Annotated in this window: 21 protein-coding genes; 10 read left to right on the forward strand and 11 right to left on the reverse strand. The window is 67.2% G+C overall.

Translation table 11 applies throughout. The annotated features are described in order from the left end of the window. Positions 1-74: 74 nt before the first annotated feature. On the reverse strand, positions 75-752 hold the full coding sequence (locus ACYQ4W_RS12195; RefSeq protein ID WP_459857003.1) for a tetratricopeptide repeat protein: 678 nt from the start codon (positions 750-752) through the stop codon (positions 75-77). A 507-nt stretch (positions 753-1,259) separates the two neighbouring features. On the opposite strand from ACYQ4W_RS12195, the gene ACYQ4W_RS12200 reads away from it, so the two are divergent. Next, positions 1,260-1,589, forward strand: a complete 330-nt coding sequence (locus ACYQ4W_RS12200; RefSeq protein ID WP_459857006.1) for a hypothetical protein — start codon at positions 1,260-1,262, stop codon at positions 1,587-1,589. 6 nt (positions 1,590-1,595) lie between these two features. Here the strand turns inward: ACYQ4W_RS12200 and ACYQ4W_RS12205 are convergent, their stop codons facing one another. Continuing rightward, positions 1,596-2,939, reverse strand: coding sequence for a tetratricopeptide repeat protein (locus tag ACYQ4W_RS12205; protein ID WP_459857009.1), 1,344 nt, complete (start codon positions 2,937-2,939; stop codon positions 1,596-1,598). A gap of 294 nt (positions 2,940-3,233) precedes the next feature. On the opposite strand from ACYQ4W_RS12205, the gene ACYQ4W_RS12210 reads away from it, so the two are divergent. Then, positions 3,234-4,130 (forward strand): flagellin N-terminal helical domain-containing protein, encoded by an 897-nt coding sequence (locus ACYQ4W_RS12210; RefSeq protein ID WP_459857012.1) that lies wholly within the window; start codon positions 3,234-3,236, stop codon positions 4,128-4,130. Positions 4,131-4,226: 96 nt separating this feature from the next. Here ACYQ4W_RS12210 and rnc read toward each other — a convergent pair whose 3' ends face one another. Continuing rightward, positions 4,227-4,925 carry a ribonuclease III gene (gene rnc, locus ACYQ4W_RS12215; protein ID WP_459857015.1) on the reverse strand — a complete coding sequence of 233 codons (699 nt, stop codon included), beginning with the start codon at positions 4,923-4,925 and terminating at the stop codon, positions 4,227-4,229. Positions 4,926-4,949: 24 nt separating this feature from the next. Between rnc and ACYQ4W_RS12220 the strand changes: the two genes are divergently transcribed. The 3 genes from ACYQ4W_RS12220 (at position 4,950) to ACYQ4W_RS12230 (ending at position 9,088) form a co-directional block, all read left to right on the forward strand. Next, positions 4,950-7,109: an acetate--CoA ligase family protein gene (locus ACYQ4W_RS12220; RefSeq protein ID WP_459857017.1), complete on the forward strand. Its 2,160-nt coding sequence runs from the start codon at positions 4,950-4,952 to the stop codon at positions 7,107-7,109. A gap of 295 nt (positions 7,110-7,404) precedes the next feature. Further along, entirely contained in the window at positions 7,405-8,493 is a 1,089-nt protein-coding gene (locus ACYQ4W_RS12225) for a phosphotransacetylase family protein (RefSeq protein ID WP_459857019.1), read from the forward strand. A 28-nt stretch (positions 8,494-8,521) separates the two neighbouring features. Beyond that, complete coding sequence (locus ACYQ4W_RS12230) at positions 8,522-9,088, forward strand: DUF3859 domain-containing protein (protein ID WP_459857022.1); 567 nt, start codon at positions 8,522-8,524, stop codon at positions 9,086-9,088. A gap of 41 nt (positions 9,089-9,129) precedes the next feature. Here the strand turns inward: ACYQ4W_RS12230 and ACYQ4W_RS12235 are convergent, their stop codons facing one another. Next, positions 9,130-9,432: a hypothetical protein gene (locus tag ACYQ4W_RS12235; RefSeq protein WP_459857024.1), complete on the reverse strand. Its 303-nt coding sequence runs from the start codon at positions 9,430-9,432 to the stop codon at positions 9,130-9,132. A 256-nt stretch (positions 9,433-9,688) separates the two neighbouring features. Here ACYQ4W_RS12235 and ACYQ4W_RS12240 point away from each other — a divergent pair, with 256 nt between their 5' ends. From ACYQ4W_RS12240 to ACYQ4W_RS12250, 3 genes are all read left to right on the forward strand, one after another. Beyond that, positions 9,689-10,774, forward strand: a complete 1,086-nt coding sequence (locus ACYQ4W_RS12240) for a GGDEF domain-containing protein (RefSeq protein ID WP_459857027.1) — start codon at positions 9,689-9,691, stop codon at positions 10,772-10,774. A gap of 68 nt (positions 10,775-10,842) precedes the next feature. Beyond that, positions 10,843-12,633 (forward strand): HAMP domain-containing sensor histidine kinase, encoded by a 1,791-nt coding sequence (locus tag ACYQ4W_RS12245; protein ID WP_459857030.1) that lies wholly within the window; start codon positions 10,843-10,845, stop codon positions 12,631-12,633. 127 nt (positions 12,634-12,760) lie between these two features. Continuing rightward, positions 12,761-16,864, forward strand: a complete 4,104-nt coding sequence (locus tag ACYQ4W_RS12250) for a PAS domain S-box protein (protein ID WP_459857034.1) — start codon at positions 12,761-12,763, stop codon at positions 16,862-16,864. Here the strand turns inward: ACYQ4W_RS12250 and ACYQ4W_RS12255 are convergent. From ACYQ4W_RS12255 to ACYQ4W_RS12275, 5 genes are read right to left on the reverse strand one after another with little or no spacing between them, the layout of a single operon-like run. After that, on the reverse strand, positions 16,861-17,163 hold the full coding sequence (locus ACYQ4W_RS12255; RefSeq protein ID WP_459857037.1) for an AzlD family protein: 303 nt from the start codon (positions 17,161-17,163) through the stop codon (positions 16,861-16,863). The genes ACYQ4W_RS12250 and ACYQ4W_RS12255 overlap by 4 nt on opposite strands. Continuing rightward, the gene (locus ACYQ4W_RS12260) at positions 17,160-17,936 is read right to left on the reverse strand and encodes an AzlC family ABC transporter permease (RefSeq protein ID WP_459857040.1); all 777 of its coding nucleotides are present in this window, start codon (positions 17,934-17,936) and stop codon (positions 17,160-17,162) included. Before ACYQ4W_RS12260 ends, ACYQ4W_RS12255 begins: the two co-directional genes overlap by 4 nt. Positions 17,937-17,985: 49 nt before the next feature. Beyond that, positions 17,986-18,843 (reverse strand): AraC family transcriptional regulator, encoded by an 858-nt coding sequence (locus tag ACYQ4W_RS12265; RefSeq protein WP_459857043.1) that lies wholly within the window; start codon positions 18,841-18,843, stop codon positions 17,986-17,988. A 17-nt stretch (positions 18,844-18,860) separates the two neighbouring features. After that, a complete protein-coding gene (gene sppA / locus ACYQ4W_RS12270) occupies positions 18,861-19,742 on the reverse strand; it encodes a signal peptide peptidase SppA (RefSeq protein WP_459857045.1) in 882 nt (293 codons plus the stop codon). A gap of 40 nt (positions 19,743-19,782) precedes the next feature. Then, complete coding sequence (locus tag ACYQ4W_RS12275; RefSeq protein WP_459857047.1) at positions 19,783-21,516, reverse strand: 30S ribosomal protein S1; 1,734 nt, start codon at positions 21,514-21,516, stop codon at positions 19,783-19,785. A gap of 392 nt (positions 21,517-21,908) precedes the next feature. Between ACYQ4W_RS12275 and ACYQ4W_RS12280 the strand changes: the two genes are divergently transcribed. Next, entirely contained in the window at positions 21,909-22,550 is a 642-nt protein-coding gene (locus ACYQ4W_RS12280; RefSeq protein WP_459857050.1) for a DNA-3-methyladenine glycosylase I, read from the forward strand. Here the strand turns inward: ACYQ4W_RS12280 and ACYQ4W_RS12285 are convergent. Next, a complete protein-coding gene (locus tag ACYQ4W_RS12285) occupies positions 22,531-23,124 on the reverse strand; it encodes a BON domain-containing protein (RefSeq protein WP_459857052.1) in 594 nt (197 codons plus the stop codon). The two genes, ACYQ4W_RS12280 and ACYQ4W_RS12285, sit on opposite strands and share 20 nt — an antisense overlap. Before the next feature lie 178 nt (positions 23,125-23,302). Between ACYQ4W_RS12285 and ACYQ4W_RS12290 the strand changes: the two genes are divergently transcribed. Beyond that, positions 23,303-23,794: a YchJ family protein gene (locus ACYQ4W_RS12290; protein ID WP_459857054.1), complete on the forward strand. Its 492-nt coding sequence runs from the start codon at positions 23,303-23,305 to the stop codon at positions 23,792-23,794. A gap of 264 nt (positions 23,795-24,058) precedes the next feature. On the opposite strand, the gene ACYQ4W_RS12295 is transcribed toward ACYQ4W_RS12290, so the two are convergent. Continuing rightward, the gene (locus ACYQ4W_RS12295; protein ID WP_459857056.1) at positions 24,059-24,949 is read right to left on the reverse strand and encodes a LysR family transcriptional regulator; all 891 of its coding nucleotides are present in this window, start codon (positions 24,947-24,949) and stop codon (positions 24,059-24,061) included. Positions 24,950-25,022 lie beyond the last annotated feature (73 nt).

A 25,022-nucleotide genomic window follows, 5' to 3' on the forward strand; every position in this document is an offset into this window, starting at 1 on the left:
GAGGGCACGGTTGACCACAGCGAAAACGGACAAGTAAGAACCCGTCTCCGCGCTTTTGTCAACCGTGTTTTCGCCTAACGCGGCTGCCCGCAATAGCCCATGAGCCGCGCGTCGTCCAAGCGGCGGCAGGCGCCCAGGGCGCAGGCCCGCCGGTAGTCGGCGCACATGCCGGCCGCGTCTCCTGTCTGGGAGCGCGAAACGCCCCTGTTGGCGTAGGCCGTGGCCGAACCGGGATCCAACGCGATGGCGCGGTCGAAGTCGGCGATGGCCTCGGCGAAGCGGCCCTGTTCGTCGCGCGTTACTCCCCGGTTGATGTAGCCCAGGGGATTTTCCGGCGCGGCCATGATGGCGCGGGCATAGCTGGCCTCGGCCGCGGCGGGCCGCTCCAGGGCGAAGAGCATGTCGCCCTGGGCCAGCAGCGCCTCCAGATTGCCGGGATCCAGGCTCAGGGCCGCGTCGCAGTCCTCCAGGGCGCGGTCGCTGGCGCCCATGGCGTACAAAACGCGGCCGCGCTCCACAAACAGGTTGGGCGAGCGCGGGGCGCGCAGAATCAGGCGGTTGACCCCGGCCACGGCCTCCTCGAAGCGCCCCAGCAGGCGCAGGGCCCGCACGCGCGCCAAGGCCGCAACACGCATGCGCGACGCGGCCGCGTCCGACGCGGCGGCATCCGGCGCGGCTGCATGCGGCTCGGCCAGAGCCGGGGGCAGCAGCTCAAGAGCGGCCTGCGGGTCCTGGTCCGGGCCTTCCTGCAAAAGCGCCAGAGCCCGGGCCAGGGCGTCCGCCGAAAGCGGCGCGGCCGGAGAGGCCGCAGTGACAGACGGGACAGGAGAAGATGCGGCCGGTGGCGATGTGAGGGAAGGCGACGCGGGGGAAGGCGATGCGGACGAAGGTGCCGGAGAAGGCGCATTGGCCGGCGCAGCGCCGGGGCGGGCGCAGGCCAGGGCGGCAAGGCCTGCCAGACAAAGCAGCAGAACCAGAAGTCCGCCCCGGAGCGGCGTTCGCCCTCGGCTCTGGAACCGGGCCAGGTCTCGAAGGCTTATGGCTGCGAAGCCACGAGGAAAAAGGCGGCTGGGTGGCGGAGAGACTCGGCGCATGGCACGTCCTTCGGGTTCGGTGGCCCAGGCGGGAATGCGGAGCGCGGCGGCCGGAAAGGGGCGCGGCGATCAGCGCCCCGGACCGGAAGCAGGCCGCCGGGGCTTGACTCTTGGGGGCGAATCGCGGCATGCACGGCGTGTCCTTCATCCCCAGAGAGGTACTCAGTGTCGCGCAATGCCGTCCTCACCGCCATCCTTTTCGTGCTGACCTACGCGGCCAGCTTCTATTTCCGCATCTACGTGGTGGACACCCCGGTCAGCGGCGAGGAAGGCAACGCCCTGCTCGGCGCGCTGCGCCAGGGGCTGCTCTTCGGCCAGCTGCACGGCATATGGGGGGGGCTGAGCCTGGTCTCCGGCCTGCTGGCACTTTTGGCCGGCGGCAGAGCCGTCGTGTTTCTCTGGAGTTTCTTCACAGCCATGGCTTTGGCCAATTATAACGGCGATCTCGGCGCCATCGGCTTCGTGCTGGGCTTTCTGCGCCTGGTGCGCTTTTAGCGGCCCTTACAACTGTAGCGAAGCAAGCTTGCCAAGCATCCGCAGGGAGGCCTGGTGCTGGGGATCAAGCTCCAGGGCTATGCCCAAAAAATGCTTGGCCATGTCTAGATCCTTGCTCATGGCGTAGGCGCTGCCCATGTTGTAGGCCACCACGGGCGCGGTGCGGCAAAAATTCGGGTTCAGGCGCTGCACCTGCTCGAACACGCCCACGGCCATGCGATGCAGTTGGCCGTCGGCATAGGCCAGACCCATGTTGTACAGCACGCGCTCGTCGGTGGAAACCACGGAGAGCGCCTTCTTGTAGTTATCCACCGCCTCGCGCCACTTGCCCTGCCGCCGGAGCGCAATGCCCAGCCGGTTGAAGGTGGCCATGTCGTCCGGGGTCAGGTTGTCGCCCTTCATGTCCAGAAGCTGCACGTAATACTTCTCCGCCAATTGCGGGGCGCTTTCGGCCACGGCCTCGGCGATGTCCGTCACGATGCGGTCCACTTGATTCATGGCCTCGCGCCGGGCGTTCTCTATGGCCGCGGTGAAATAGCTGTCGGCGCGCTCGTGGTCGTGCTTGCGCGCGTAGACCTTGCCGATCTCGCACTTGCGCTCCGTGTTCAGCGGGCTGATGGAGTCGAGCCGGCGCATGAAGCGCAGATACGAGTCCTCGTCCACGCCGCGGTGGACATCGGCCAGCTTCTTCAGCGGCTCAAGGTACAGCTTGGCGCCCTCATGGGCGCCCTCGTAGGCCTGGATGGCATCGTCCCGGCGTCCCTCCTTGAGCAGCGCGTCGCCGATGAGCATGAGCGCCACGGGGCTCTTGGCCTTGAGCTTCAGGATCTCCTGGCTGATCTCCATGACCTTTTTGGTCTCGCCCAGGTCCAGGTGGCGCTTGGCCTCCTGCACCAGCTGGCTGATCTTGCCCTGGGGCTTGATGGCTCCGGCCATTTTTTCCACCAGGGTGTCTATGCTCACGGGCTTGGTCAGCATGCTGTCCACGCCGAGTTCGTAGAGCTGCGAAAGCTCGCCCTTGGTCGTCTCCTGGGTCATGACCAGAAGCTTGACCTCGGGAAAGGTGGTCTTCACGGCGCGCAGAAACTCCAGGGTGGGCTTGCCGCGCAGAAGCCTGTCGACCAAAACGAGCACCGGAACCTTGCGGGCCAGGTTGTTGCGGATGCTCTTCAGGGCCTGGGCCGGGTCCGAGTGTATTTCCAGGCAGTCCGTCTTGACCGCGAGGGTCTTGAATATGGCGGTTCGCAACGCCCGCACGAAAAGCGGGTCGTCGCACAACATGACCAGCATGCCGGCCAACGGCTCCAGAAATTCCCGAAGATCCTGATCAAACTTGGGCGCGCCGGCCATGGGCAAACAACCTGTTTCTGGGGTGATGAAAAGAAAGCCTTTTTCCTGCTCTGCACTTTATAAGACAGAGAAGGGAACGTGTCGAGACGCAGTCACTGCGTAAAAGCTCGTTCCCTGCCCGACAAGGACCTGACGCCCGGCATGTTTTTCTCTGCCCGCGGGGACATCCAAAACAATTCTAGACTATCTGTTGACGCATAACCTTCACGAATAAAACAAAATTTCCATGTTGGCACCGCCTGTGCATCCGAGGCCGCAAAAGGGAATGTTTTTTCGAACAAGGAGGTTTACGTCATGTCTTTGGTGATCAATCACAACTTGATGGCGATGAACGCATCACGGAATTTGAACAGCGCCTACGGGAACCTGTCCACTTCCACCCAGCGGCTGTCTTCGGGCCTGCGCGTCAACACCGCGGCGGACGACGCCGCCGGCTTGGCCATCCGCGAACTCATGCGCGCGGACATCCAGAGCCTGAACCAGGGCGTGCGCAACGCCAACGACGCCATTTCCATGATCCAAACCGCCGACGGCGCCCTCGGCGTCATCGACGAGAAGCTGATCCGCCTCAAGGAACTGGCCATGCAGGCCAGTACCGGCACGTACAGCTCCGACCAGCGGCTCATGATCGACTCCGAATACCAGGCGATGTGCTCTGAAATAACACGTATCGCCAACGCCACGGACTTCAACGGCATCCATCTGTTGAACGGCCACCTCTCCGGTGATGCCGCCAGCCACAACGGAAGGGGCATCGAGTCCACGGGCGCGCTCAAGATCCACTTCGGCTCCGGCAACGACTCCGCGGAAGACTACTACTACATCAACGTGGGTTGCGTGACCGCCTCGGCCCTGGGCCTCGGCCACCTCTCCACGGGCACCGCCGGCAAGACCATCTCCACCCAGGAAATGGCCCAGCTCGCCCTTGACTGCATCAACAAGGCCATCGTCTCCAAGGACAAGATCCGCGCCGCCCTGGGCGCCATGCAGAACCGCCTGGAAAACACCATCACCAACCTTTCCATCCAGGCGGAAAACCTGCAGTCCTCTGAATCGCGCATCTCCGACGTGGACGTCGCCACCGAGATGACGAACTACTCCCTTGAGCAGATCAAGGCCCAGTCCGCGGTCGCCATGCTGGCCCAGGCCAACAGCCTGCCCAAGATGGCCCTGCAGCTCATTCAGGGATAGCCCGGCACGGCCCTGGCGCCGTTTTTCAACGCCCCCCAAGCAGAACGGACCGGCAGGATTTTCCCACCGGTCCGTTTTGATTTGTCTGGCGGCTGCTTAGATCTTTTGCTGCGCAAGGCTGCTTATGGCGCTTTGGGCGGCGGCCTGCTCGGCCTTCTTCAGGCTGGGCCCCGTGGCGCGGAAGCGCTGCCCGTCCGGCAAAAGCACCTCCACTTCGAAGATCTTGTGGTGCTCCGGGCCGCTTGACTCCACCAGCGCATACACCGGGCGCTCGCGGTGGGTCTCCTGGGTCAGCTCCTGCAAGCGGCTCTTGCAGTCCTTGCCGCCGGGGAGCGTGGGCGAGGCGGGCCACAGGGGCTCAAGCAGGCCCAGCACCAAATCGCGCGAGGCCAAAAAGCCGCCGTCAAGAAACACCGCGCCGAAAAGCGCCTCAAGGGCGTCCGCCAATAAACTGTCGCGGGTGCGGCCGCCCTGGGCTTCCTCGCCCCGGCCGAGCAGCATGTGCCGGTCGAGCCCGATGCCGCGCGCCACGCTGGCCAGGGTGCTGGTTTTGACCAGCCGGGAGCGCTGCTTGGTCAGCAGGCCCTCGTCGGAGTCGGGAAACCGCCGGTAGGCTTCCTCGCTGACGCAAAGCTCCAGCACCGCGTCGCCCAAAAACTCCAAACGCTCGTTGCTCATGTCGGGCCGGGCCTGCTCGTTGGCCCAGGAGCTGTGCGTCAGCGCCAACTCCAGCAGCTTGACTTGGCTGAAACGATAGTGGATGATTTCCTGTACTGTCTTGAAATTCTCGTCCATCAAGTCCCCCGGAAGGCCGCTGCAATGTCTGACCACCGCCCCCTCGCCCCGCTTTTCACCCCCGCCTCGGTGGCCGTGGTGGGAGCCTCGCGCAGCCGGGCCAAGGTCGGCGGCATGGTTTTGTCCAATTTGCTGGCCGCAGGGTACAGGGGCGTCGTCCATCCCGTCAATCCCGCCGCCGCCAGCGCAGGCGAGCAAGTCCAAGGCCTTGCGCCCCTGGCCTCCTCGGCGGAGCTGCCCCAGGGCGTGGATCTGGCCGTGGTGTGCCTGCCGCGCGAGCAGGCCCTGCCGGAGATCAAGGCCCTGGCCAAACGCGGCGTGCGCGCGGCCATAGTGCTTGCGGCGGGCTTCCGCGAGACGGGCAGGCAGGGTTTTTTGGCCGAGCAGGAGCTCACCCGGCTGGCGCAGGCCTCGGGCATGCTGCTGCTGGGACCAAACTCCCTGGGCCTCATCAACACCGCCTGCAATCTGAACGTCAGCTTCGCCGCCGGACACCCCAAACCGGGCGGCATCTCCTTCTTCTCCCAGTCCGGGGCCATGTGCGTGTGCGTTCTGGACTGGGCCATAAGCCTGGGCCTGGGCTTCGCCAAGTTCATAAGCCTGGGCAACAAGGCCCGGCTGAACGAGGCCGACGTGCTGCGCGCCCTGGGCAACGATCCGGAAACCCGCGTCATTTTGGGCTATTGCGAAAGCGTGGAGGACGGCCGGGAATTTTTGGCCACCGCCCGCGCCGTGGCGGCGAAAAAGCCCGTGCTGCTGCTCAAGGCCGGAGCCACCGCGGCCGGGGCGCGCGCCGTGTCCGCGCACACGGGCTCGGCCTCGGGCTCGCCCGCGGCGTACCGCGCGGCCTTTCGTCAGGCGGGCATCATCCAGGTGGAGGAGATGGCCGACCTCTTCTCCCTGGCGCAGGTCTTCTCCGCCCAGCCGCTTCCGGCCGGGCCGGGGCTGGCCGTGGTGACCAACGCGGGCGGGCCGGGCATTCTCGCCGCGGACGCCTGCGCCGCAAGCGCGCTCACCCTGCCGCGCCCCGGCTCCCGCACCCTGGCGGCCCTGACCGCCGCCCTGCCGGGCTTCGCCTCGCTGTACAATCCCGTTGACCTGCTGGGCGACGCCGGACCGGAGCGCTACCGCGCGGCCCTGGAGATCCTCGTGGCCGACCCGCACATTTCGAGCCTGCTGGTGCTGCTGACGCCGACTTCCCCCGCGCGGCCCCTGGCCACGGCCCAGGCCGTCATCGAGGTTGCGGCGCACAAGAACCCGCGCGGCAAACCCTTCGCGGCCTGCTTTCTGGGCGGCGAGGCCGTGCGGCCGGGACGCGAGGCCCTTTTGGCCGCGGGCATTCCCTGCTATGATTTCCCCGAAGCCGCGGTGGCCGCGCTCAGCGCCCTGTACACACAGCACAGCCGCCTGGAGCGCCCGGCTCCGCCTCCGCGTTCCAGCGAGGCCAGAAACCCCCAGAACGCCCCCTGGGACGACGAGGCCGGAGCCATCGTGGCGGCGGCCCATGGCCAGGGATTGCTGGAGTTGGGCGGCGTGGCCGCGCTGGAAGTGGCCCACGCGGCCGGGCTGCCCGTGCTCTCCACAGGGCTGGCGCGCACCGGCGCGGAGGCCGTGCGCCTGGCCGGAGAACTGGGCCTGCCCGTGAGCCTGCGCTTGGCCACGCGCGACGCCGGACCTGCGCCGGTCTTCAAGGGCGACGCGGCGCGCTTTTCCCGCCTGGGCGACGCCGAGGCCGTGCAGCGGGCGTTTTTGGCCCTCACCAACCGCGCCGCGCGCGTGCGCCCGGACGCCCCGATCATGGGCTGCCTGGTGCAGGCGGCGGGGCAGGTGCCGGAAAAAGGCTTTGAGCTGGTGGTGGGCTTCACCCGCGACGCGCAGTTCGGGCCGCTTTTGTCCTGCGGGCTGGCCGGGGTGGGAGCGGAATTTCTGGGCGAGGTGTCGCACCGGCTGGCGCCCCTGAGCCCCGCGGACGCGCGGGAGATGCTGCGCGAGATGCGCTTTTACCCGCTGCTGCGCGGGGCCTGCGGCGGGGCCGTGGTTTCGCTGGCGGCGCTGGAGCGGCTGCTGCTCGGCGTTTCGCGCCTGGCTCTGCGGGTGGAGCGGCTGGCCGGGGCGGAATTTTCACCCGTGCTGGCCGGCCCCGAGGGCGTGTTCATCGCCGGGGCGCGCCTGACCCTGGGCTAGCGGCCAGGCGCATGGTCCGGCTCTGGCCGGCGGGATGCGCCGGGACTGGACGGCGATCAGGCCACGGCACCAGTCGGGGGAGCACTTGGCGAGAGCAGCAGGCAGCGGCATTTGAACCGTCGGCACATGCTTCAGCGGCGGCGGGTGAACGGACGAGGGCGCTGTGAACGCGCGGTGAACGCGCAGCGGGCGGACGGCGGCGGCGACACATCCGGGCGGCGCGGGCAAGGGCTTCTGCCGCAGCGCCACGTTTGAGGCGGCGATTTTCTCTGACTTGCAACGCGAAGGAGGGCGCATGCCCGGACTCTACATCGGCTCCACCTCCGGCTATTCCGGCAAGAACACCATCACCGTGGGGCTTGGTCTGGCCTTTCGCCAAGCCGGGCTCAACATCGGCTACATGAAGCCCGTAGGCGCCATGCCCGTCGAGACCGAGGGCGGCCTGGGCGACGAGGACGCGCTCTTTGTGCGCGCCGCCCTGGGCCTGGCCAACGACCCCGCCCATACGCCGCAGGCCATGACCCCGGTGGTCGTCACCCACGACTTCAAGGTGGACGCCTTCGAGGGCCGGCTGGCGGGCGTCGCCGACGGCGGCCTGCTGCGCGGCATCGCCGATTCCTACAAGAGTCTGGCCCGCGGCCGCGACCTGATGCTTGTGGCGGGCAGCGGCAGCATGTATTCGGGCAAATATTCCGGCGTGGACGCCATCGGCATGGTCAAGCACCTGGACATCAAGGCCCTGGTCATCGACCGCTTTGAAAAAGAGCTGAACTACGACCTGCTGCTGATGTTGAAGGAACAGCTGGGCGAGCACCTTTCCGGCGTGGTGCTGAACGACGTGCCCCCGGCCTCGGTGGACGAGGTGACCGGACACCTGGCCCCGTTTTTGGAGGCGCGCGGCATCCCGGTTTTGGGCGTGCTCCCGCGGGACCCGCTCATGGGCTCCATCACCGTGGGCGACCTGGCCCAGCGCCTGGGCGGCAAGGTCATCAGCGCGCACCACAAGACCGACCGCGTGGTCTCGCAGTTCCTCATCGGCACCATGCAGGTGGAGAACTTCATGCTGCACTTCCGCAAAAAGAAGAACGCCGCGGTCATCGTCGGCGGCGACCGCGCGGACGTGCAGCTGGTGGCCCTGGAGGGCGACTGCCCCTGCCTGGTGCTCACCGGCAACCTGTATCCCAACGACGTCATCCTGACCCGGTCCGAGGTGCTGGAGACCAGCATCATCATCGTGCGCGAGGACACCTTCACCGTGGCGAAGAAGATGGAGAACCTGCTGACCCGCCACAAGATGCGCGACGACGTGAAGGTACACCAGGGCGCGGAGCTGGTGGCCAAGCATCTGCGCATGGACGTGTTGCGGAAGAGCCTTGGCCTGTAGCCGTTTTTTCCACGCGGAGGCGTGCGGCATGAAACAAACGTTATTGAGCTGCTTCGCCGCGGCGGCGCTGTTCATGGGCAGCCCGGAGCCCGTGGCCGCGCGGCCCCCGGCCGAGCAGCCGGAACCCGCTCAGCCCGCAGGCGCGCGCAACGCGCCCGAAGCGCGCGTGACCGGGGCGAAGGTGCTGGCCGTGGGCGTTTTCTCGTCCACAGTGGTGAGCCGCGACCGCTCCCTCAGCGTGGCCGACGGCATTCAGGACCGTGCCCAGGACTTCAAGCTCTTGCGGCGCGGCAACGTGGTCGAGGCGACCCTCGGCACGGGCATCGGCCTGCGCTACCAGCTCTCCGGCGCGCCCAAGGGCGCACGCGTGGTGGTGGACGTGGTGGTGCGGCACCCGCAGATGGTGAACCCGGACACGCAGCTGCCCATGAACATGAGCTCGGCCCAGTACGAGCGCGTCATCGGCGCGGTGGAGCACAGCGTGTGGAGCTTCGACACCCCTGGCAGCCTGGCCCCCGGCGAATACGTCATCGAGATTCTGTACCGGGACAAGGTGCTGGCCCGGCAGGCCTTCAAGGTGCTGAACAAGAAGTAGGCGGGCGAAAAGACAAGACGGAAGCCCTTTCGGGCGGAGGCCTACCCGCGTTCGCGCACGGCATCGCGCCAGGCGTTGTGCCGGGCGCAGCAGCCCTGTCCCACGAACAGCGGCGTCAAATCTATTCCCGGCAGCGGATGGATCACCAGATCGCACACGTAGCGCGCGCCGGTCCACTTGAGGGCCGGGCAGCGGGGCGTGTAGCCGAAGGCCTGGTGCGAGACCTCGCAGGGGTTGTCCAGGCAGCACCAGCCGCAGCCCAGGCAGTCCAGCGGCGGCAGCCCGGGGTCCTTTGGCGAAAAAAAATCGTCGTCAAACGGCGTCGTGTCCGGCTCGGTCATCATGGGCCGCAACATAGGGCACGGCAAGCCGTAAGGCAACAGGGCGCGAAATACCGCCCCTCTGTTCCGCCCAATCCCCGCAATCCCGTTGACGCACAAGCCCGCACACGGTAGATGATGCTGGCGGCAGTGCAACATGCCGAAGCCGCGCCCCCACGGTCCCAGGGGCTGCGCCGGGCCTGCCGAAAAATGCATGGGGCCTTTCCCCGCTTTGAATTCCCCGCGAACTGCGCTAGACTGACGCCCGCGCGAGGTGGAAATGACCACGGAACAGGACCATAAGGGCCATAACGGACTGGACGGGGTTCAGGCTGTCTTGGAGCGTCTCGGCGTGGCCGACGACGCCGATTGGCTGGCCGTGGTGCTTTTCGCCCGGAATCTCGTTTCCGCCATGGACCTGTTCAGCGAGGAGCAGAAGGCGCAGCTGCAGGCCAAGATCTTTGAACAGATGGGCAAACGCCCCCTGGACCGCAAGCGCTTCACCCACATCGTCCAGACCATCCAGCACTTCCTGCTCGATAATCCCAAAATGGCGGACCTGCGCAACCAGCTGGACAACGAGCGCCAGGGCTACGCCTCTTTGTACGAGGAGATGGGCAAGGTCTTCGCCGACATCCAGCAGAGCACGGAAGAGCGCGAGTCGAGCATCCAGCGCATCGGCGCGGCGACAGAGCGCGACATCAGCGCCGCCGACTCCCGCGCGCAGGTGGTGGACCGTCTGCGCGGCATGGTCACGGAGATGGTCTCCATGGCCCGCGCCGAGGCCCGGACCTGGCAGGAGCGCGCGAACCAGCTGGAGCACACGGCGAACTTCGACGCCCTGCTCTCCGAACTTTTCAGCCGGCGCGCCCTGGACGCCCAGCTCGCCATGGTGCTGGAGCGCAGCCGCGCGGCAAACACGCCGGTGTCGCTCATGTTCATCGACGTGGACCGCTTCAAGGACGTCAACGACACCTTCGGCCACCAGGTGGGCGACGGCGTGCTGCGCGTGCTGGCGGCCATTCTTTCGGCCCACGCCATGCAGTTCAAGGGCTACGCCGCGCGTTTCGGCGGCGAGGAGCTCGTGGTCCTGTGCGAGGGCCTGGACGAGGCCGCGGCCATCGCCCGCGCGGAGGAGATCCGCCAGGACGTGGCCCGCTGCCCCTTTGTGCCGCACCTGACCGAATCCGATCCCGCGGCCGCGCCTCTGCACATCACCGTCAGCATCGGGGTGGCGCAAATCGGGCCGGGGCAAAAGACCTCCGACCTCATCCTGGCGGCGGACCAGGCCATGTATGCCGCCAAGACCCAGGGCCGCAACCGGGTTGTCGGCCACAGTTCCCTTGCTTCGTACCGGGCCACCTGAGCGGCCCGCGCGCTTTTCGCCAACGAAACAACCCGCCCGCAGCGGCGGAAAAGAGCCAAGGATCGATGATGCCCAGAGTGCAGTCCATTCAGATGCGCGTGTTGTTGTGGGGTTGGGGCGTGCTTATTGCCGGGTTGGCCCTGGCCTTTTGGCGTTATAGCGCCACCCTGGACGAAGAGACCGCGCGCGACTTCGAGCGCGAGACCCTGGGCCGCCTGGAGACCGTGCAGTGGATGCTCGACCGCAGCAGCCCCTTCAAGGAACCCCGCGACCGGCAGGACTTTCTGCACTCCCTGGGCAACAGCCTGGCCATGCGCATCACCCTGATCGAAGGCGGCAAGGTCGTGGCCGACACCTCCGTGCCCTTCGGCGAAATCGGCAAGCTCGACGACCACTCCTCCCGGCCGGAGATCATCGCCACGCAAAGCGGCGAGGTCGGCCAAGCCACCCGCCACAGCGTGACCCTTGACCGCGACATGATCTACATGGCCAAGAAGCTGCCCGGCCAAAACGGCGCGCCCGACTACGTGCTGCGACTGGCCGCGCCCGTGTCGCAGGTGCGCATGCACCTGCAGCGCATGCGCTGGGCGCTGTTCGCCGCCATGGTGCCGCTGCTGCTGGGTTCGGGGGTGCTGCTCTGGCTTTTGTCGCGCACCATCACCGCGGGCATCGCCCAGTTCACCGAGGCCGCCCAGGCCATCGGCGACGGCGACTACCGGCGCAAGATACTCTTCTACCCCGCGGCGGAGTTCCAGCCCCTGGCCGAGGCCATCAACCGCATGGCCAAGAAGATCAAGAAGAACGTCAAGATCATTGAAAACCAGCGCGGCGAGCTTTGGGCCATGTTCGAGGGCATGAGCGAAGGCGTCATGGTGCTCGACACCGGCGGCCGCATTCTGCACGTGAACCCGGCCCTGTCCAAAATCTTCCCGCGGGCCCAGGAGTTCATCGGCCGCGCCCCCCTTGAGGCCACCATGAGCCTGGAGATCCAGAACATCGTGGACAGCCTCATGGCGGGCGAATCCAGCGAGCGCGTGAGCCGCCAGATAGAGCTCAAGGACCGCCACTGCGCGGAGATGACCGTGGTGCCCTTCCGCGACCACAAGTACCGGCCCCGCGTCATCCTGGTCTTCCACGACACCAGCGAGCAGAAGCGCGTGGAGCGCGTGCTGCGCGACTTCGTGGCCAACGCCTCGCACCAGCTGCGCACCCCGCTCACGAGCATCCGCGGCTACGCCGAGACCCTCCTCGACTCGCCCCCGCAGGACGAGGCCAAGCGCAAGGAGTTCCTGGAGATCATCCACGCCAACGCCGTGCACATGGCCAAGGTCATCGGCGGCATGTTCGCCCTGGCCAAGAGCGAGCGCGAGGGCAAACGCCCCGGCGAGCTTTCCGCCAGTGTGGAGCAGGCCATGGACCACGCCCTCAAGAACGCCGCCTTCGCCGCCCAGGACAAGGGCATGGAGCTGGTTCTGGCGCCGCTGCCCAAGGACCTGCCCGCGGCCGCGGCCGACCCGGACGGCCTGCTGCAGATCGTCGAGAGCATCGTCGACAACGCCATCAAGTACTCGCCGGAGAACACCAAGGTGCAGATCGCCGCGGCCTCCGACGGCCAGACCGTGACCCTGACCTTTGCCGACCAGGGCCCCGGCATCAACCCGGACGACCAGACGCGCATTTTCGAGCGCTTCTTCCGCGCCGACGGCAACGGCGTGGACGGCAGCGGCAGCGCTGGCCTCGGCCTGGCCATCTGCCGGCACATCGCCCGCAACTACGGCGGCGAGGTCTGGGTGGATTCGCCCACGGACACGGCCACGAACACGGGCAGCGTGTTTACCGTGCGCCTGCCCGTGGCCTAAACGCCCTGCGCTTTCGCCTGCCGGGGGGGGAACAATCCTCAGGCAGGAGGTGACAGGAGCGCGGGCCGGATGTATAGCGGTGAGTGAACGCCCGCTTGGCGTTTCGGATATGCACCCAGGAACCCGTATGGCCTTGCATCCGCAGCGCATCTTCCGCCCGGCCACGCTTCCGGCGCGGCTTTACGCCAGGGTCTTTGCCCTGACCCTGCTGCTGCTTTGCCTGCTGGCCGCCAGCGCGGCCGCGCAGCAGCAACCGCCACTGCCGCAAGCGGCGGCGCAGAAGGCGGGGGGCCAGCCGGAGGAGCAGCGCGTCCTGGTGCTGCACTCCTACCATCCCGGCTACCAGTGGACCGACAACATCCAGCGCGGCGCGGCCGAGGCTTTGGCGCGCCTTGCCCCGGACGCCCATGTGTTCGTGGAATACATGGACACCCAGCGCATCGCCCCGGAGCGCGCCTTTCCCGTGCTGCGCGCCTACTTCGCCGCCAAGTACGCCACCCTGCGGCCGCAGGTCGTTCTCGCCAGCGACGACAACGCCGTGGACTTTCTGCTGCGCTACCGCGACGAGCTGTTCCCCGGCGCGGCCGTGGTTTTTTGCGGCGTGGGCGAGGTGGAGGCCAAGCAGCTGGAGCTGCGCCGGGACTACACCGGCGTTGTGGAGCGCACGGAGCTTACCGCCACCATCGACGCCGCGCTCAAGCTCATGCCGTCCATGCGGCGGCTGGTGCTCATCACCGGCGCCTCTGAAAACGGCGAGACCGGCAAGCGGCTTTTCCGTCAAACCATGCCGCGCTACGCCGGCCGGCTGGAGCCCGTGGAACTCTGCGGCCTGCCCTTTGAGGAAGTTGCGGCCAGGCTCACCACCCTGTCCTCGGACACGGCCATTCTTTACATGGGCCTGCTGCGCGACCCCAGCGGCGCGACCATGAGCGTGGACGAGTCGCTGGCCTTCATCCGCAAGGCCACGCAGCAGCCGATCTTCTGCGCCTGGGACTTCGTTGTGGGCAAGGGGGCCGTGGGCGGCGTCGTTGTCAGCGGCGAGCGCCAGGGCCGCATCATGGCCGAAATGGGCGCGCGCCTGCTGCGCGGGGTGCCGGTTGCAAGCCAGCCCATCCAGCGCATCAGCCCGGAGCTCGGCCTGTTCGACGGACACGAGCTGGCCCGCTTCGGCTTTTCCGCGAACAAGCTGCCGCCCGGCAGCATCGTGCTCAACCAGCGGCAGGACTCCCTGGGACGCTACTGGGTCTGGTTCGCCCTGGCGGGCGGGCTCATGCTGCTCATGGCCACGGTCATCACCCTGCTCTGGGTGAACATACGCGGCAGACGCCGGGCCGAGGCCCAGCAGAGCGTCACCCGGCAGCGCTACGAGGACTTCGTCGAGGCCCTGAGCGTCGGGGTGCTCGAGGTGGACCGGAGCGGGCGCATCATCTTCGCCAACCGGGCCTGCCACTCCATGTGCGGCGCGGCGCCGGGCACCCTGATCGAAAGACACGTGCTCGACCTGGCGGAGAATCAGGCCTCGCGCGACGCCATCGCCCACCAGCTCAAGGCCGAGGGCGTCCCTTCCGGCTCGGCCCTGGTGCGGCTGCGCGGCGCGGCGAAGGCCGTGGAGGTCAAGCTTGACTGGATATGCATGCGCGGGCTGGACGGCCAGCCCACGGGCTTCCTGGCCTCGGCCACGGACCTGACGGAACTGCGCCAGGCCGTGCGCGAGCGCGAGGAGCAGCACCGCTTCACCATCGCCCTGCTCGACGCCAACCCCACGCCCATCGTGGCCACGGACCTGCGCGGCCGCTACGTGCAGGTGAACAGGGCCATGTGCGAGTTCATCGGCCTGCCCGCCGACGAAATCCTTGGCCGTCTCGTCACGGAGACCGGCCGCCCGGACTTCGCCCTCAAGATGGCGGAGCTGGACAGCAATCCCCTGGGCGCGCAGCGCCAAAGCCTGGAAACCCGCCTCATCGACCACGCGGGCTCCCTGCGTGAGGTCATCCTCTGCCGCTCGCAGTACCACGACGCCCAGGGCCGGCCCCTGGGCACGGTGGGCACGCTGACGGACATCACCGCGCGCAAGCAGACCGAGGCCGCGCTGTTTGAAAGCCGCGAGAAATACCGCATCATGTTCGAGAACCTGCCCGTGGCCGTGGGCATAACCGACCAGGATGCGCGGCTGCTTGAGGTCAACAAGGCCTTTGAGCAGCTGCACGGCAACACCCGCCAAGAACTCACGCGCCAGCGCTTGGACGAACGCCGGTTCAGCCTGCGCCACCCGGACGGCAGCCCCCTGACCGCGGACCAGGCGCCCAGCCTGCGCGCCGCGCGCGAGCAGACCGTGGTGCGCATGGATGTCTTCGTGCAGCGGCCGGACGGCGGCACCTCGTTCGTGCAGTGCACCGCCGCGCCCCTGCCCCTGCCGGGCTACGGGGCCGTGCTGGCCCTGGCGGACATCACCGAACAGCGCCGCATGGAGCAGATCATCAAAAGCAGGCTGGCCGCGGTGACCACGCCGCCCACTCAGCCTCTGGATCTGGACTTCACCGATCTCATCGAGCTGGATGAGACCCAGGCCGTGCAGGACGCCTTCGCCCTGGCCACCGGGGTGGTTTCCGTGCTCACCACGCCAGACGGCACGCCCCTCACGCGGCCCAGCAACTTCGACGCCCCCTGCGCCATGCTCTGCCGCGAAGGCGACGGCGCACCACACCCCTGCGCGCTGACCCTGCCCGCTCAGCTGCGGCCCCAAGTGCCCGGACTCTTGTGCGGCGAAGCGCCCATCATGGCCGGAGACAAGCCCCTGGCCGTGTGGCGCATTTTCCAAAAGCTGGAGGGTTTCGACACGGCGGCGGCGGCAACGGCGCTGGAGGCTGCTGGCTGGGACGCCGAACGCACCCGCGCCTGCCTGGAATCTTTGCCGACCGCAACGGACGAGGCGCGCTTCCGCACCATATCCGACGCGCTGGCCCTCATGGCGGACAAGCTCTCCGAGCTTGCGCTCAAGAACGTGCAGCAAGCCCGGTCCATCGAGCAGCAGCGCCGCATCGAAACCGACCTGCAACAGGCCAAGGAGCAGGCGGAAGCGGCCAACAACGCCAAGAGCGACTTCTTGGCCAACGTGAGCCACGAGATCCGCACGCCCCTGCACGGGGTGCTCGGCATGATGGAGCTGTTGCGCACCACCTCCCTGGACGACGTGCAGGCCGAGTATCTGGACAAGGCGCAGTTCTCCGCGCGCAGCCTGCTTTCGGTCATCAACGACATCCTGGACTTCTCCAAGGTCGAGTCCGGCACGCTCGAACTCTCCTCCGAGGTGTTCGACCCCGCGCATCTGGTGCGGTCCTGCGCGGCCGTGTTCGAGGAGCAGGCCAGGGCCAAGGGACTGCAGTTCAAAGTGCGCACGGGCAAGGCCCTGCCCAAGGCCCTTGCGGGCGATGCGGGCAAGATCCGGCAGATCGTCTTCAATCTGGTGGGCAACGCGGTGAAATTCACGGACTCAGGCGGCGTCACCGTGGAGCTGGACGGGATCTTCCGCCCCGGCAGGCGGCCGGTGCTGCTGCTCTCGGTGGAGGACACGGGCGTGGGCATTCCAGAGGATTTGCAGGCCATGGTCTTCGAGCCCTTCACCCAGGTGGAGGCCGTGTACACAAAGCGCTTTCAGGGCACGGGGCTGGGGCTGGCCATTGTCCGCAAGCTGGCCGCGCTCATGGATGGCGGCGTGACCCTGGCCAGCCATCCGGGAACGGGAACGCGCTTCGATTTGGCCCTGGTGCTGGACGAGCCGCAAAAGCGCCGGCACGCCACCCAGAAGACCGTGACGGCCGCGCCCGCGCAGAACACGGCCCTGCCCCCGCTGCGCCTTCTGCTGGCCGAGGACAACATCATCAGCCAAATGGCGGCAACGACATTCCTCACCCGCCAGGGACACACGGTCGTCGCGGTGCACAACGGGCAGGAAGCCCTGGACGCCATGGAGGCCCAGCCCTTCGACGCCGTGCTCATGGACATCCAGATGCCGGTGCTGGACGGTGTGGAGGCCACGCGCAGAATACGCGCCCACGACGGCACGCGCTATGATCCCGCGATTCCGGTCATCGCCCTTACGGCTTACGCCCAGGCCGACGAACAGCGCGGGTTCCTGGCAGCGGGCATGGACGAAGCCATCTCCAAGCCGCTGGAGCCCACCGACATCGCCGACGCCCTTTCCAGAGTCCTGGCCCGCCGGGCCGGGGCCTAAATCACCAGCCGAAGCACGAGAACAACGCCCACTCCCACCACCATGGCCAGGGGCAGGTTGCGGTAGCGCCAGGCGGTCAGCGCCGTGACCACGGCCGCCCCCGCTTCGGCCGGCCCCGCGGTCAGGGCCGAGGGCGCGACGATGGACGCCAGGATGGCGCCGGGTATGGCGCGCATGAAGCGCTGCATGCGCGGTCCAGGGCTCATGCGGCTCATGAGCATGAGCCCGGCGGCGCGGCTGGCGTAGGTCGCCGCGGTCATGCCCAGAATCGTCAAGAGCGAGAGCGTCAGCGAACTCATGGCTTGACCTCCGGCGCTTTCGCGGCCGCGGCCAGACCGGCGGCGGAGCCGGGCCCCCAGGCGGCCATAAGCCCTCCGGCCAACGCGCCAGCCAAAATGTACCATTTGCCCGGGCAGAAGCGCGCGGTCAAAAGCGCGGCGCAGGTGGCGGCGACGAGCGGCAAGACATCGCAGCGGCGCGGCCGCAGCCCCACCAGAAGCGCCGTGAACACCGCGGTGAAGGCGAAGTCCAGGCCGTAGCGCCCCGGGTCGTCCAGCCCGCGCACCAGCACGTGCCCCAGCGCCGTGGACACGTTCCAGCACACGAACACTGCCAGCCCCGCGCCGAGGAGAAACGCCCCGTCCGAAACGAGGGCCCGGCGCTTGTCGTCGGCATAGCGCGCCAGGGTCATGGCCCAGGACTCGTCCGTCATGAAGAACAGCGAGCCGAAGGCCTGCCCGGCCGAGAGGCGCAGCAGCTGCGGCGAGAGGGCCGCCCCCATGAGCACGTGCCGCAGGTTCACGATGAACGTGGTGATGATGAGCGACGCCACGGGCAGGTCCGGGCCCCACAGGTCAAGGGAGATGAGCTGGCTGGCTCCGGCGAAGACGAACAGGCTCATGCTCTGGGCCTCGACCCAGCTCATGCCCTTTTGCCGCGCCAGAAGGCCGAAGAGCACCCCGTACACGCCCACGCCAAGGGCCACGGGCACGCAGGCGCGAAAGCCCGCCACAGCCCCGGCCAGGGTGAAGGGAAGCCTCCCGGCGGACGGTTGTTGCAACTGTGTGTTCATGCAGGCGGAAATAGCGCCTGCGCCCTGGCGCGGCTTGTACGATCTTGCGCTATCCGCGCCAGTGGCCCGGCGCGACGCCAAAAGAGCGGCGGAAGTGCCGCGTGTAATGGCTTTGGTCCGCAAAGCCGCAGGCCAGCGCGGTTGCGGCCACGCTTTCACCCCGGCGCAACAGGTCCAGGGAGCGGTTCACGCGCAGCTGGTTGCGCCAGGCGTGGGGCGGCAGCCCGGTTTCGCGGGCGAAGAGCCGCGCCGCATGGAAGGGCGAAAGCCCCACGGACGCAGCCAGATCGTCCAGGGTCAGGGGTTCGGCGATGTCCGCCGCGAGGCGCTCGCGCATGGCCGCCACATGGGCGGCGGCGCTGCCCGGCGCGGACTGCGGCGCAAGCAGGGGCTCCTGCCCGTGGCGCAGCAAGAGAGCGGAAAGGGCCGAGAGCGCGGCGGTCTGGGCCTCGAGCAAATCCTGGCCGTGCTCCAGCAAGGCGTGGGCGCGCAGCAGGGCTTTTGCCAAGGCGTCGTCCTTGACCACGCTGTGGGGCAGGCGGGGCAGCCCGCTCCCGGCAAGGACGTTGGACGCGCCGCTCAGGCTTTGGGCCAGGCCGCGCAGCATCTCTGTTGAGGGATAGAACACGCGGTAGGCCCAGCCTTCGTCGGCCGCGCGTTCGCCGGTGTGGATTTCGCCGGGGTTGATGCAGGCCAGGGTCAGCGGACCGGCCACGTGGCGCTCGCCCCGGTAGCGGTAGCCTTCGGCTCCGGCAGTGATGACCGCCACCACGTAGCCCTCGTGCCAATGGGGCGCATAGGCGTGCCGGAAGAAGCGCGCGGTGAGCAGCTCCGCGCCGGGCAAGGCCGGGGAGCGGAAGAAGCGCGCCTCATCGGCGAAATGTGTCGGGGAATGGTGGTCGCGCATGGCCGTGCCCGGTCCGGCTACTGCCGGTACTGCACGGAGAGGCCGCCCTGGGCCGAAGCTCCGGCCGTCTCTTCGCCCAAGCCCTTGACCAGGCCTTGCGCAAGGCCCGAAAGGCTGGCGCCCAAGAGACGCGGCAAAAGCGGCAGCTTCTTCTCCGGGCCTTCCAGCACCGGGGAGTCCTTGCCCAGCTTGACCATGCCGCGCAGGGTCTCCATGGCCAGCTCCTGACCGCCCAGCTTGTCCACCAGCTTCAGCTCCAGAGCCTGCCTGCCGGTGTAGGCGCGGCCGTCGGCCAGCTTGGCGACAACGGGCTCGGGCAAGCCGCGCGCCGTGGCCACGTCGCTCACGAACTGCTGGTGCAGGTCCATGATGAGCGCCTGAAGATAGGCGCGCTGCTCGGGTGTGAGCGGTTGCGTGGGCGAGCCCGCGGCCTTCATCTTGCCGCTGGCCATGAGGTCGGTCTTGAGGCCCAGCTTGTCGAGCAGGCCCTGCACGTTCACATACTCGGCGCGCACGCCGATGGAGCCGGTGATGGTGCCGGAGTTGGCCACGATGAGCGTGGCCGGGGCCGCGGCGTAATAGCCTCCGCTGGCCGCCGCCGTGCCCATGCTGACGACCACGGGCTTGACCTTGGCCAGGGCCTGCACGGCCTGGTACAGCTCCTGCGAGGGAGCCACCGAGCCGCCGGGCGAGTCGATGCGCAAAAGCACGCCCTTGACGGAGTCGTCCTGGCGCAGCTCGCGCAGGAAGTCCACCACCTCGCGGGCGTCGGTGATCATGCCTTCGATCTTGCACAGGCCGATCTTGTCGCCGGCCATGGGGCGGCTCTTGCCGCTGCCCACGCCACGGAAAAAGGCCATGGCCCCCGTAAAGAGGGCCACGGCCAATATGATCAGCACGATTCCGAAGAGCAGCGGGTGCTCCGCGGAAAACTTAGACTTAGTTTCCGGATTCCTCGCCACTGGCGGCGTCCTCGATCTTGGCGCGGAGAAGGTCGCCCAGGTTGCTGCCGGTTTCCGGACCAGAGGTGCGGAATTCCTTGGGCTTCTTGCGCTCTTCTTCTTCCTTGATCTGCTTGATGGACAGGCCCAGGCGGCGCTCGTCGGCGCTGACGTGGATGACCTTGGCTTCGATGGAGACGCCTTCCTTGAACAGCTCGCTGGGGCTCTTGATCTTCTTGCGGCTGATCTCGGACACGTGCACGAGGCCTTCGATGCCTTCCTCAACCTCGACGAAGAGGCCGAAGTCGGTGATGTTGGTCACCAGGCCGGTGATGATGGTGCCCACGGGATACTTGCCCGGCACCTTCAGCCACGGATCCTCGGACAGCTGCTTGATGCCCAGGGTGAACTTCTCGTTCTCCTTGTCGACGGTGAGCACCTTGGCCTGCACGATGTCGCCGATCTTGAAGACTTCGCTCGGGTGGCGGATCTTCTTGGTCCAGCTGATGTCGGACACGTGGATCAGGCCGTCGATGCCTTCCTCGATGCCGATGAACACGCCGAACTCGGTGATGTTCTTGATGGCGCCTTCAAGGATGGTGCCTTCGGGGTACTTCTCGGCCACCACGTCCCAGGGATTCGGCTTGATCTGCTTCATGCCCAGGCTGATGCGCTTCTTGTCGGGGTCGACGCCGAGCACGATGACTTCGACTTCGTCTCCGGCGCGCACCATCTGCGAGGGATGACGCAGCTTGCGGGTCCAGCTCATTTCGGAGATGTGCACCAGGCCTTCGACGCCGGCTTCAAGCTCCACAAACGCGCCGTAGTCGGCCAGGTTGGTGACCTTGCCCTGGAAGCGGGAACCCTGCGGGTACTTGCCCGCAATGTTCTCCCAGGGATCGGCGACCAGCTGCTTCAGGCCGAGGGAGACCTTCTGGCCCTCGCGGTCGAAGTGCAGGACCTTGAGATCGAGCTCGTCGCCCAGCTGAACCATTTCTTTCGGGTGGCGGATGCGCTTCCAGCTCATGTCGGTGATATGCAGGAGACCGTCGAGGCCGCCAAGGTCGATGAACACGCCGTATTCGGTGATGTTCTTGACCTTGCCCTTGACCACCTGGCCCTCGGCCAGGGTCTCCAGAAGCGCGCCGCGCTGCTCGCTGCGCTGCTCTTCGAGGAGCACGCGGCGGCTGACGATGACGTTGCTGCGGCGGCGATTGATCTTGAGGATCTTGAATTCGAAGTCCTGACCCACCAGCGCGTCCATGTCGGGCACGGGGCGAAGGTCCACATGGGAACCGGGCAGGAAGGCTTCGACTCCGCCGAGGTCGACGGTGTAGCCGCCCTTGATGCGGCGGACGATGCGGCCGGTGACGGTGCCGTTGTTCTCCTGGGAGTCCTCCAGGCGGTCGAACAGCTGCATGCGCTTGGCCTTGTCGCGGGAAAGATGGATGGTGCCTTCGTTCTCGTCCTTGTTGGACACGAAGACATCGACCTTGTCGCCCACGGCCACGGTCATGTTGCCCTCGGCGTCGAGGAATTCCGAAACGGCGATCTGGCCTTCGGACTTGAAGTTCACGTCAACCAGCACATGATCCTTGCCAATCTTGACAACGGTGCCGGGAACAATGGTGCCTTCATCAAGGTCACCGAAATCGTCCTTGAGGTAGTTCTCAAGGGCATCCTCAAAATTGAGGTCCATTTCCTGATCTGCGACTTTCTTGGTTTTTTCCATCGTTGCCTCCAACGACACTCCCTCGGACAAATGTATTTGCGCTTTTTATGGTCTTTGGGCGTAAGCCGCCGCGTCCCGGTTCCGAGGCGTCCGGGGTCCGCTGCGGCCACGTTCGGCCCAAAATGAGCCGAGTCCAAAGGCCGTTACGCCGTTCAAGGGCCGGGTGCAGCCACAAGGGTCGCACCCTGAAGAGCATGCTGCTTACCTGAAACGACAGCGCCTGTAAACAAAATTTCCGCGCGGCCGGATGGCGCCGGCGGGCGCGGCCTGCCTGCGGCGTCCGTGTGCGACGTCCTTGCGCAATGCCCGTGCGGTTGTCGCCCCAACGTGAATTTGGTATCATGCCGCACGTGGCCGCAGGTGCACAAAATCCGCAAGAGAAAGGAGCCTTCATGCCCGCCCATCCGCATGCCTCGGAGCCTGCCCGCTGCCCCTGGTGCCTCATGGGCAGCGCCGAGCCGGACCCCGTGTACATCCGCTATCATGACGAGGAATGGGGCGCGCCCCTGCACGACGACACGGCCCTGTTCGAGCTGCTGGTGCTCGAGGGCGCCCAGGCCGGGCTCAACTGGCGCATGGTGCTGCACAAGCGCCCGGGCTACCGGCAAGCCTTCGGCGCCGGAGACGGCGGCCCCCTGTCGCCGGGCGTGGTGGCCCGCCTGACCGAAGCCGACCAGGAACGCCTGCGCGCCGATGCGCGCATCATCCGCAACCGGCAAAAGATCGCCGCGGCCATAGGCAACGCGCGGGCATTCCTGAATATCGCGCAGGAATTCGGCAGCTTCGACGCCTACCTGTGGCGCTTCGTGGACGGCGCGCCCGTGCAGAACGCCTGGAGCGCCCTGGCCCAGGTGCCCGTGCGCACGGCCATTAGCGACGCGCTTTCCAAAGATCTGCTGGCGCGGGGCATGAAGTTCGTCGGCACGACCATCATGTACGCCTACATGCAGTCCACCGGCATGGTGAACGACCATCTGACGGACTGCTTCCGCCACGCGCAGCTCGCGCCGGCGGTTATTTCCGGGGAGGAATAAGCAGCGAGGTGACGGACGTGACGCCCTTCACGCCCTTGGCGTGGCCCACGGCCTTGGCCGCGTCGCGCTTGCTGCGCACCATGCCCAGCAAATACACGTGCCCGCCGAACACCTCGCACTCGACCTGGGTGGCGCTGATGTTCTTGTCCGCCACCAGCGCGGTGCGGATCTTGGCCGCTATCTCCAGATCAGCGGTGGTCGTGCCCTCCTTGCCGGGCGCTTCCCAGTAGGTCGTCACGCCGCGCACGCCGCTGGTCTTCTTGGCCGTGGACATGGCGAAGGATTTGAAGCCCTCGTCCGAAAGCTGGCCCAAAAGCGTCACCCGGCCCAAAAAGCAGTACGTCTTGACCGCGAGCCCCAGCTTGCCGTCCTTCTGCATCAGCGCGGCCTTGATGGTCGTGGTGATCTTTTTGTCCGCGGTTATCTCGGCCACGCTGCGCTCGTCGCGCGCGACCTCGTAGATGCTGCCCCAGGGCGTAAGCGCCTGGGCAAAGGAGATGGCCGGCGAACTGGACGGCGGGCAAACCGAAGCCACAAGACACAAGCAGACAAGGACTTTCAAGGTCGGACGCATAGGGGGCGCTCCTGCGGAGTAACGTTCTGTGCGCGCGGATTATCCCGCGCCGATGGTCCGCTGTCAACGAGGGCGGCGCAGAATCCCGCTCCGGCGCGTCCCCCGGCTGCCGTGTTGACCGGCGCGGGTTTAGGCCGTAGTGTGCGCCGCCACAGAAACCATCACCGAGAGGTGCCTTATGACCCAGTGCCATTGCGGCAGCGAACTCCCCTTCGAGGAATGCTGCCAGCCCATCATCAGCGGAACCAAGCCCGCGCCCACGGCCGAAGCGCTCATGCGCGCCCGCTACAGCGCCTATGTCGTCTGCGACATCAAATTCCTCACCGAGTCCCTTGCCCCGGACGAGCGCCATGACTTCGACCCCGAGCAGGCCAAGGCCTGGAGCCAAAACTCCAAGTGGCTCGGCCTCACCGTGCATGCCGTGAAAGACGGCGGCGAAAACGACCTGACCGGCCAGGTGGACTTCACCGCCAGCTACGAATACCAGGGCGCGCGCCAGGACCACCGCGAACTGGCCGACTTCAAGCGCCTGGACGGCGCGTGGCACTACACCGAAGGCCGCATGCGCAGCCACGATCCCATTGTGCGCGGCCCCAAAACCGGCCGCAACGAGCCCTGCCCCTGCGGCAGCGGCAAGAAGTACAAGAAGTGCTGCGGCAAGGCTGAGTAGGCACAGACGAGGGACGCCGCCCCTCCTCCGGTCAACAGCAAAATCCTGCTCTCCATTTCGCCGGGCCCGGGGGCGGCCAGCCCCCGGCCGTCGGAGGCATATCCATGCTCCCCGTCGGCGTCGCCTGGAGAACCCAGGGGAGCCGCCCCTGGAACCCCGCCAGAGGGCACGGGGCCCTCTGGACTCCCCGGGCAAACGAGAAAGGCTCTTCCGCGCAAAACCGCCGGAAGAGCCTTTCTCGTTTGAGCCGCGCACCTGCCGGATTCACCCCCCTGAAAACTCCTGCCGGGCCATGGCCATGAACGCCGCCAGCGGCGGCGAAAGCCACTTGTCCTTGTGCCGGATCATCAGCACCGCCGTCTCCAGCTCGCCCTCGGCCCAGGGCAGCGCAGTGATGCGCCCGACCGCCAGATGTTCGCGCACGGCCAGCTCCGGCAGCAGGCTCACCCCCACGCCGTTGGAGACGCAGCCGCACAGAGCCGCCGCGCTGGAAAACTCCACCCTGGCCCCGGCCTTGATGCCGTTTGCGTCGAGGATGTTCTCCAGAATGCGGCGGTACGCGCAGTCCTCCTTGGACAAGACGAGCGTCTCGCCGCGCAGATCCTCCGCGCCCACCTGCGCGGCCCCGGCCAGCCGGTGCTCCGGCCCGGAGACCAGCACCAGCCGCTCCACGCCCAGCGCCTCGGCCACCAGGTCCGCAGCGCGGATGGAATCCGTGAGCAGAAAGGCCAGGTCCGTCACGCCCTGGCGCAGGTTCTTGCCCAGGCTCTCGTAGGTGCAGGCGGTGAAATCGAGGGAAATCAGGGGAAAACGCTCGCGAAAACGCCGGATGACCCCGCCCATGCGGAAGGCGCACAAATACTCCGGCGTGCGGATGCTGAGGGAGCCCCGCGCCTCGGACTCGCTGGTGGCCCAGGTGCGCGCCTCCTCCTCCAGGTCCAGAATCTTGCGCACGTAGTCCAGCATCCCCGCGCCCACGTCCGTCAGCGCCACGCGGTGGCCCGTGCGCTCGAACAACCGCACGCCGAGCTCGCCCTCCAGCGCAGCAATGCGCGCCGAGACCGTGGACTGCGCCGCGTGCAGCGCCGCGCCCGCCCGCTGAAAACTCAAGAGCCGCGCCACTTCCGCAAAGGTCTTCATGTCCCGCAATTCCATGCGCCCTCCGTTCGGCCCTGCCGATGCACCCCATCGAAAACAATCGTTGGACTCGATGCTCGGCCAGCAATAA

The sequence above is a fragment of the Humidesulfovibrio idahonensis genome, assembly GCF_054657715.1.

Excerpts from the sequence above, each read along its gene's own strand:
- ACYQ4W_RS12245 (WP_459857030.1), top strand. The coding sequence starts at position 10,843 with ATGCCCAGAGTGCAGTCCATTCAGATGCGCGTGTTGTTGTGGGGTTGG.
- ACYQ4W_RS12285 (WP_459857052.1), bottom strand. The coding sequence starts at position 23,124 with ATGCGTCCGACCTTGAAAGTCCTTGTCTGCTTGTGTCTTGTGGCTTCG.
- ACYQ4W_RS12225 (WP_459857019.1), top strand. The coding sequence starts at position 7,405 with ATGCCCGGACTCTACATCGGCTCCACCTCCGGCTATTCCGGCAAGAAC.
- ACYQ4W_RS12240 (WP_459857027.1), top strand. The coding sequence starts at position 9,689 with ATGACCACGGAACAGGACCATAAGGGCCATAACGGACTGGACGGGGTT.
- ACYQ4W_RS12260 (WP_459857040.1), bottom strand. The coding sequence starts at position 17,936 with ATGAACACACAGTTGCAACAACCGTCCGCCGGGAGGCTTCCCTTCACC.
- ACYQ4W_RS12230 (WP_459857022.1), top strand. The coding sequence starts at position 8,522 with ATGAAACAAACGTTATTGAGCTGCTTCGCCGCGGCGGCGCTGTTCATG.
- ACYQ4W_RS12280 (WP_459857050.1), top strand. The coding sequence starts at position 21,909 with ATGCCCGCCCATCCGCATGCCTCGGAGCCTGCCCGCTGCCCCTGGTGC.
- ACYQ4W_RS12205 (WP_459857009.1), bottom strand. The coding sequence starts at position 2,939 with ATGGCCGGCGCGCCCAAGTTTGATCAGGATCTTCGGGAATTTCTGGAG.
- ACYQ4W_RS12210 (WP_459857012.1), top strand. The coding sequence starts at position 3,234 with ATGTCTTTGGTGATCAATCACAACTTGATGGCGATGAACGCATCACGG.
- ACYQ4W_RS12235 (WP_459857024.1), bottom strand. The coding sequence starts at position 9,432 with ATGATGACCGAGCCGGACACGACGCCGTTTGACGACGATTTTTTTTCG.
- ACYQ4W_RS12220 (WP_459857017.1), top strand. The coding sequence starts at position 4,950 with ATGTCTGACCACCGCCCCCTCGCCCCGCTTTTCACCCCCGCCTCGGTG.
- ACYQ4W_RS12265 (WP_459857043.1), bottom strand. The coding sequence starts at position 18,843 with ATGCGCGACCACCATTCCCCGACACATTTCGCCGATGAGGCGCGCTTC.
- ACYQ4W_RS12290 (WP_459857054.1), top strand. The coding sequence starts at position 23,303 with ATGACCCAGTGCCATTGCGGCAGCGAACTCCCCTTCGAGGAATGCTGC.
- ACYQ4W_RS12250 (WP_459857034.1), top strand. The coding sequence starts at position 12,761 with ATGGCCTTGCATCCGCAGCGCATCTTCCGCCCGGCCACGCTTCCGGCG.
- ACYQ4W_RS12295 (WP_459857056.1), bottom strand. The coding sequence starts at position 24,949 with ATGGAATTGCGGGACATGAAGACCTTTGCGGAAGTGGCGCGGCTCTTG.
- ACYQ4W_RS12255 (WP_459857037.1), bottom strand. The coding sequence starts at position 17,163 with ATGAGTTCGCTGACGCTCTCGCTCTTGACGATTCTGGGCATGACCGCG.
- ACYQ4W_RS12275 (WP_459857047.1), bottom strand. The coding sequence starts at position 21,516 with ATGGAAAAAACCAAGAAAGTCGCAGATCAGGAAATGGACCTCAATTTT.
- rnc (WP_459857015.1), bottom strand. The coding sequence starts at position 4,925 with ATGGACGAGAATTTCAAGACAGTACAGGAAATCATCCACTATCGTTTC.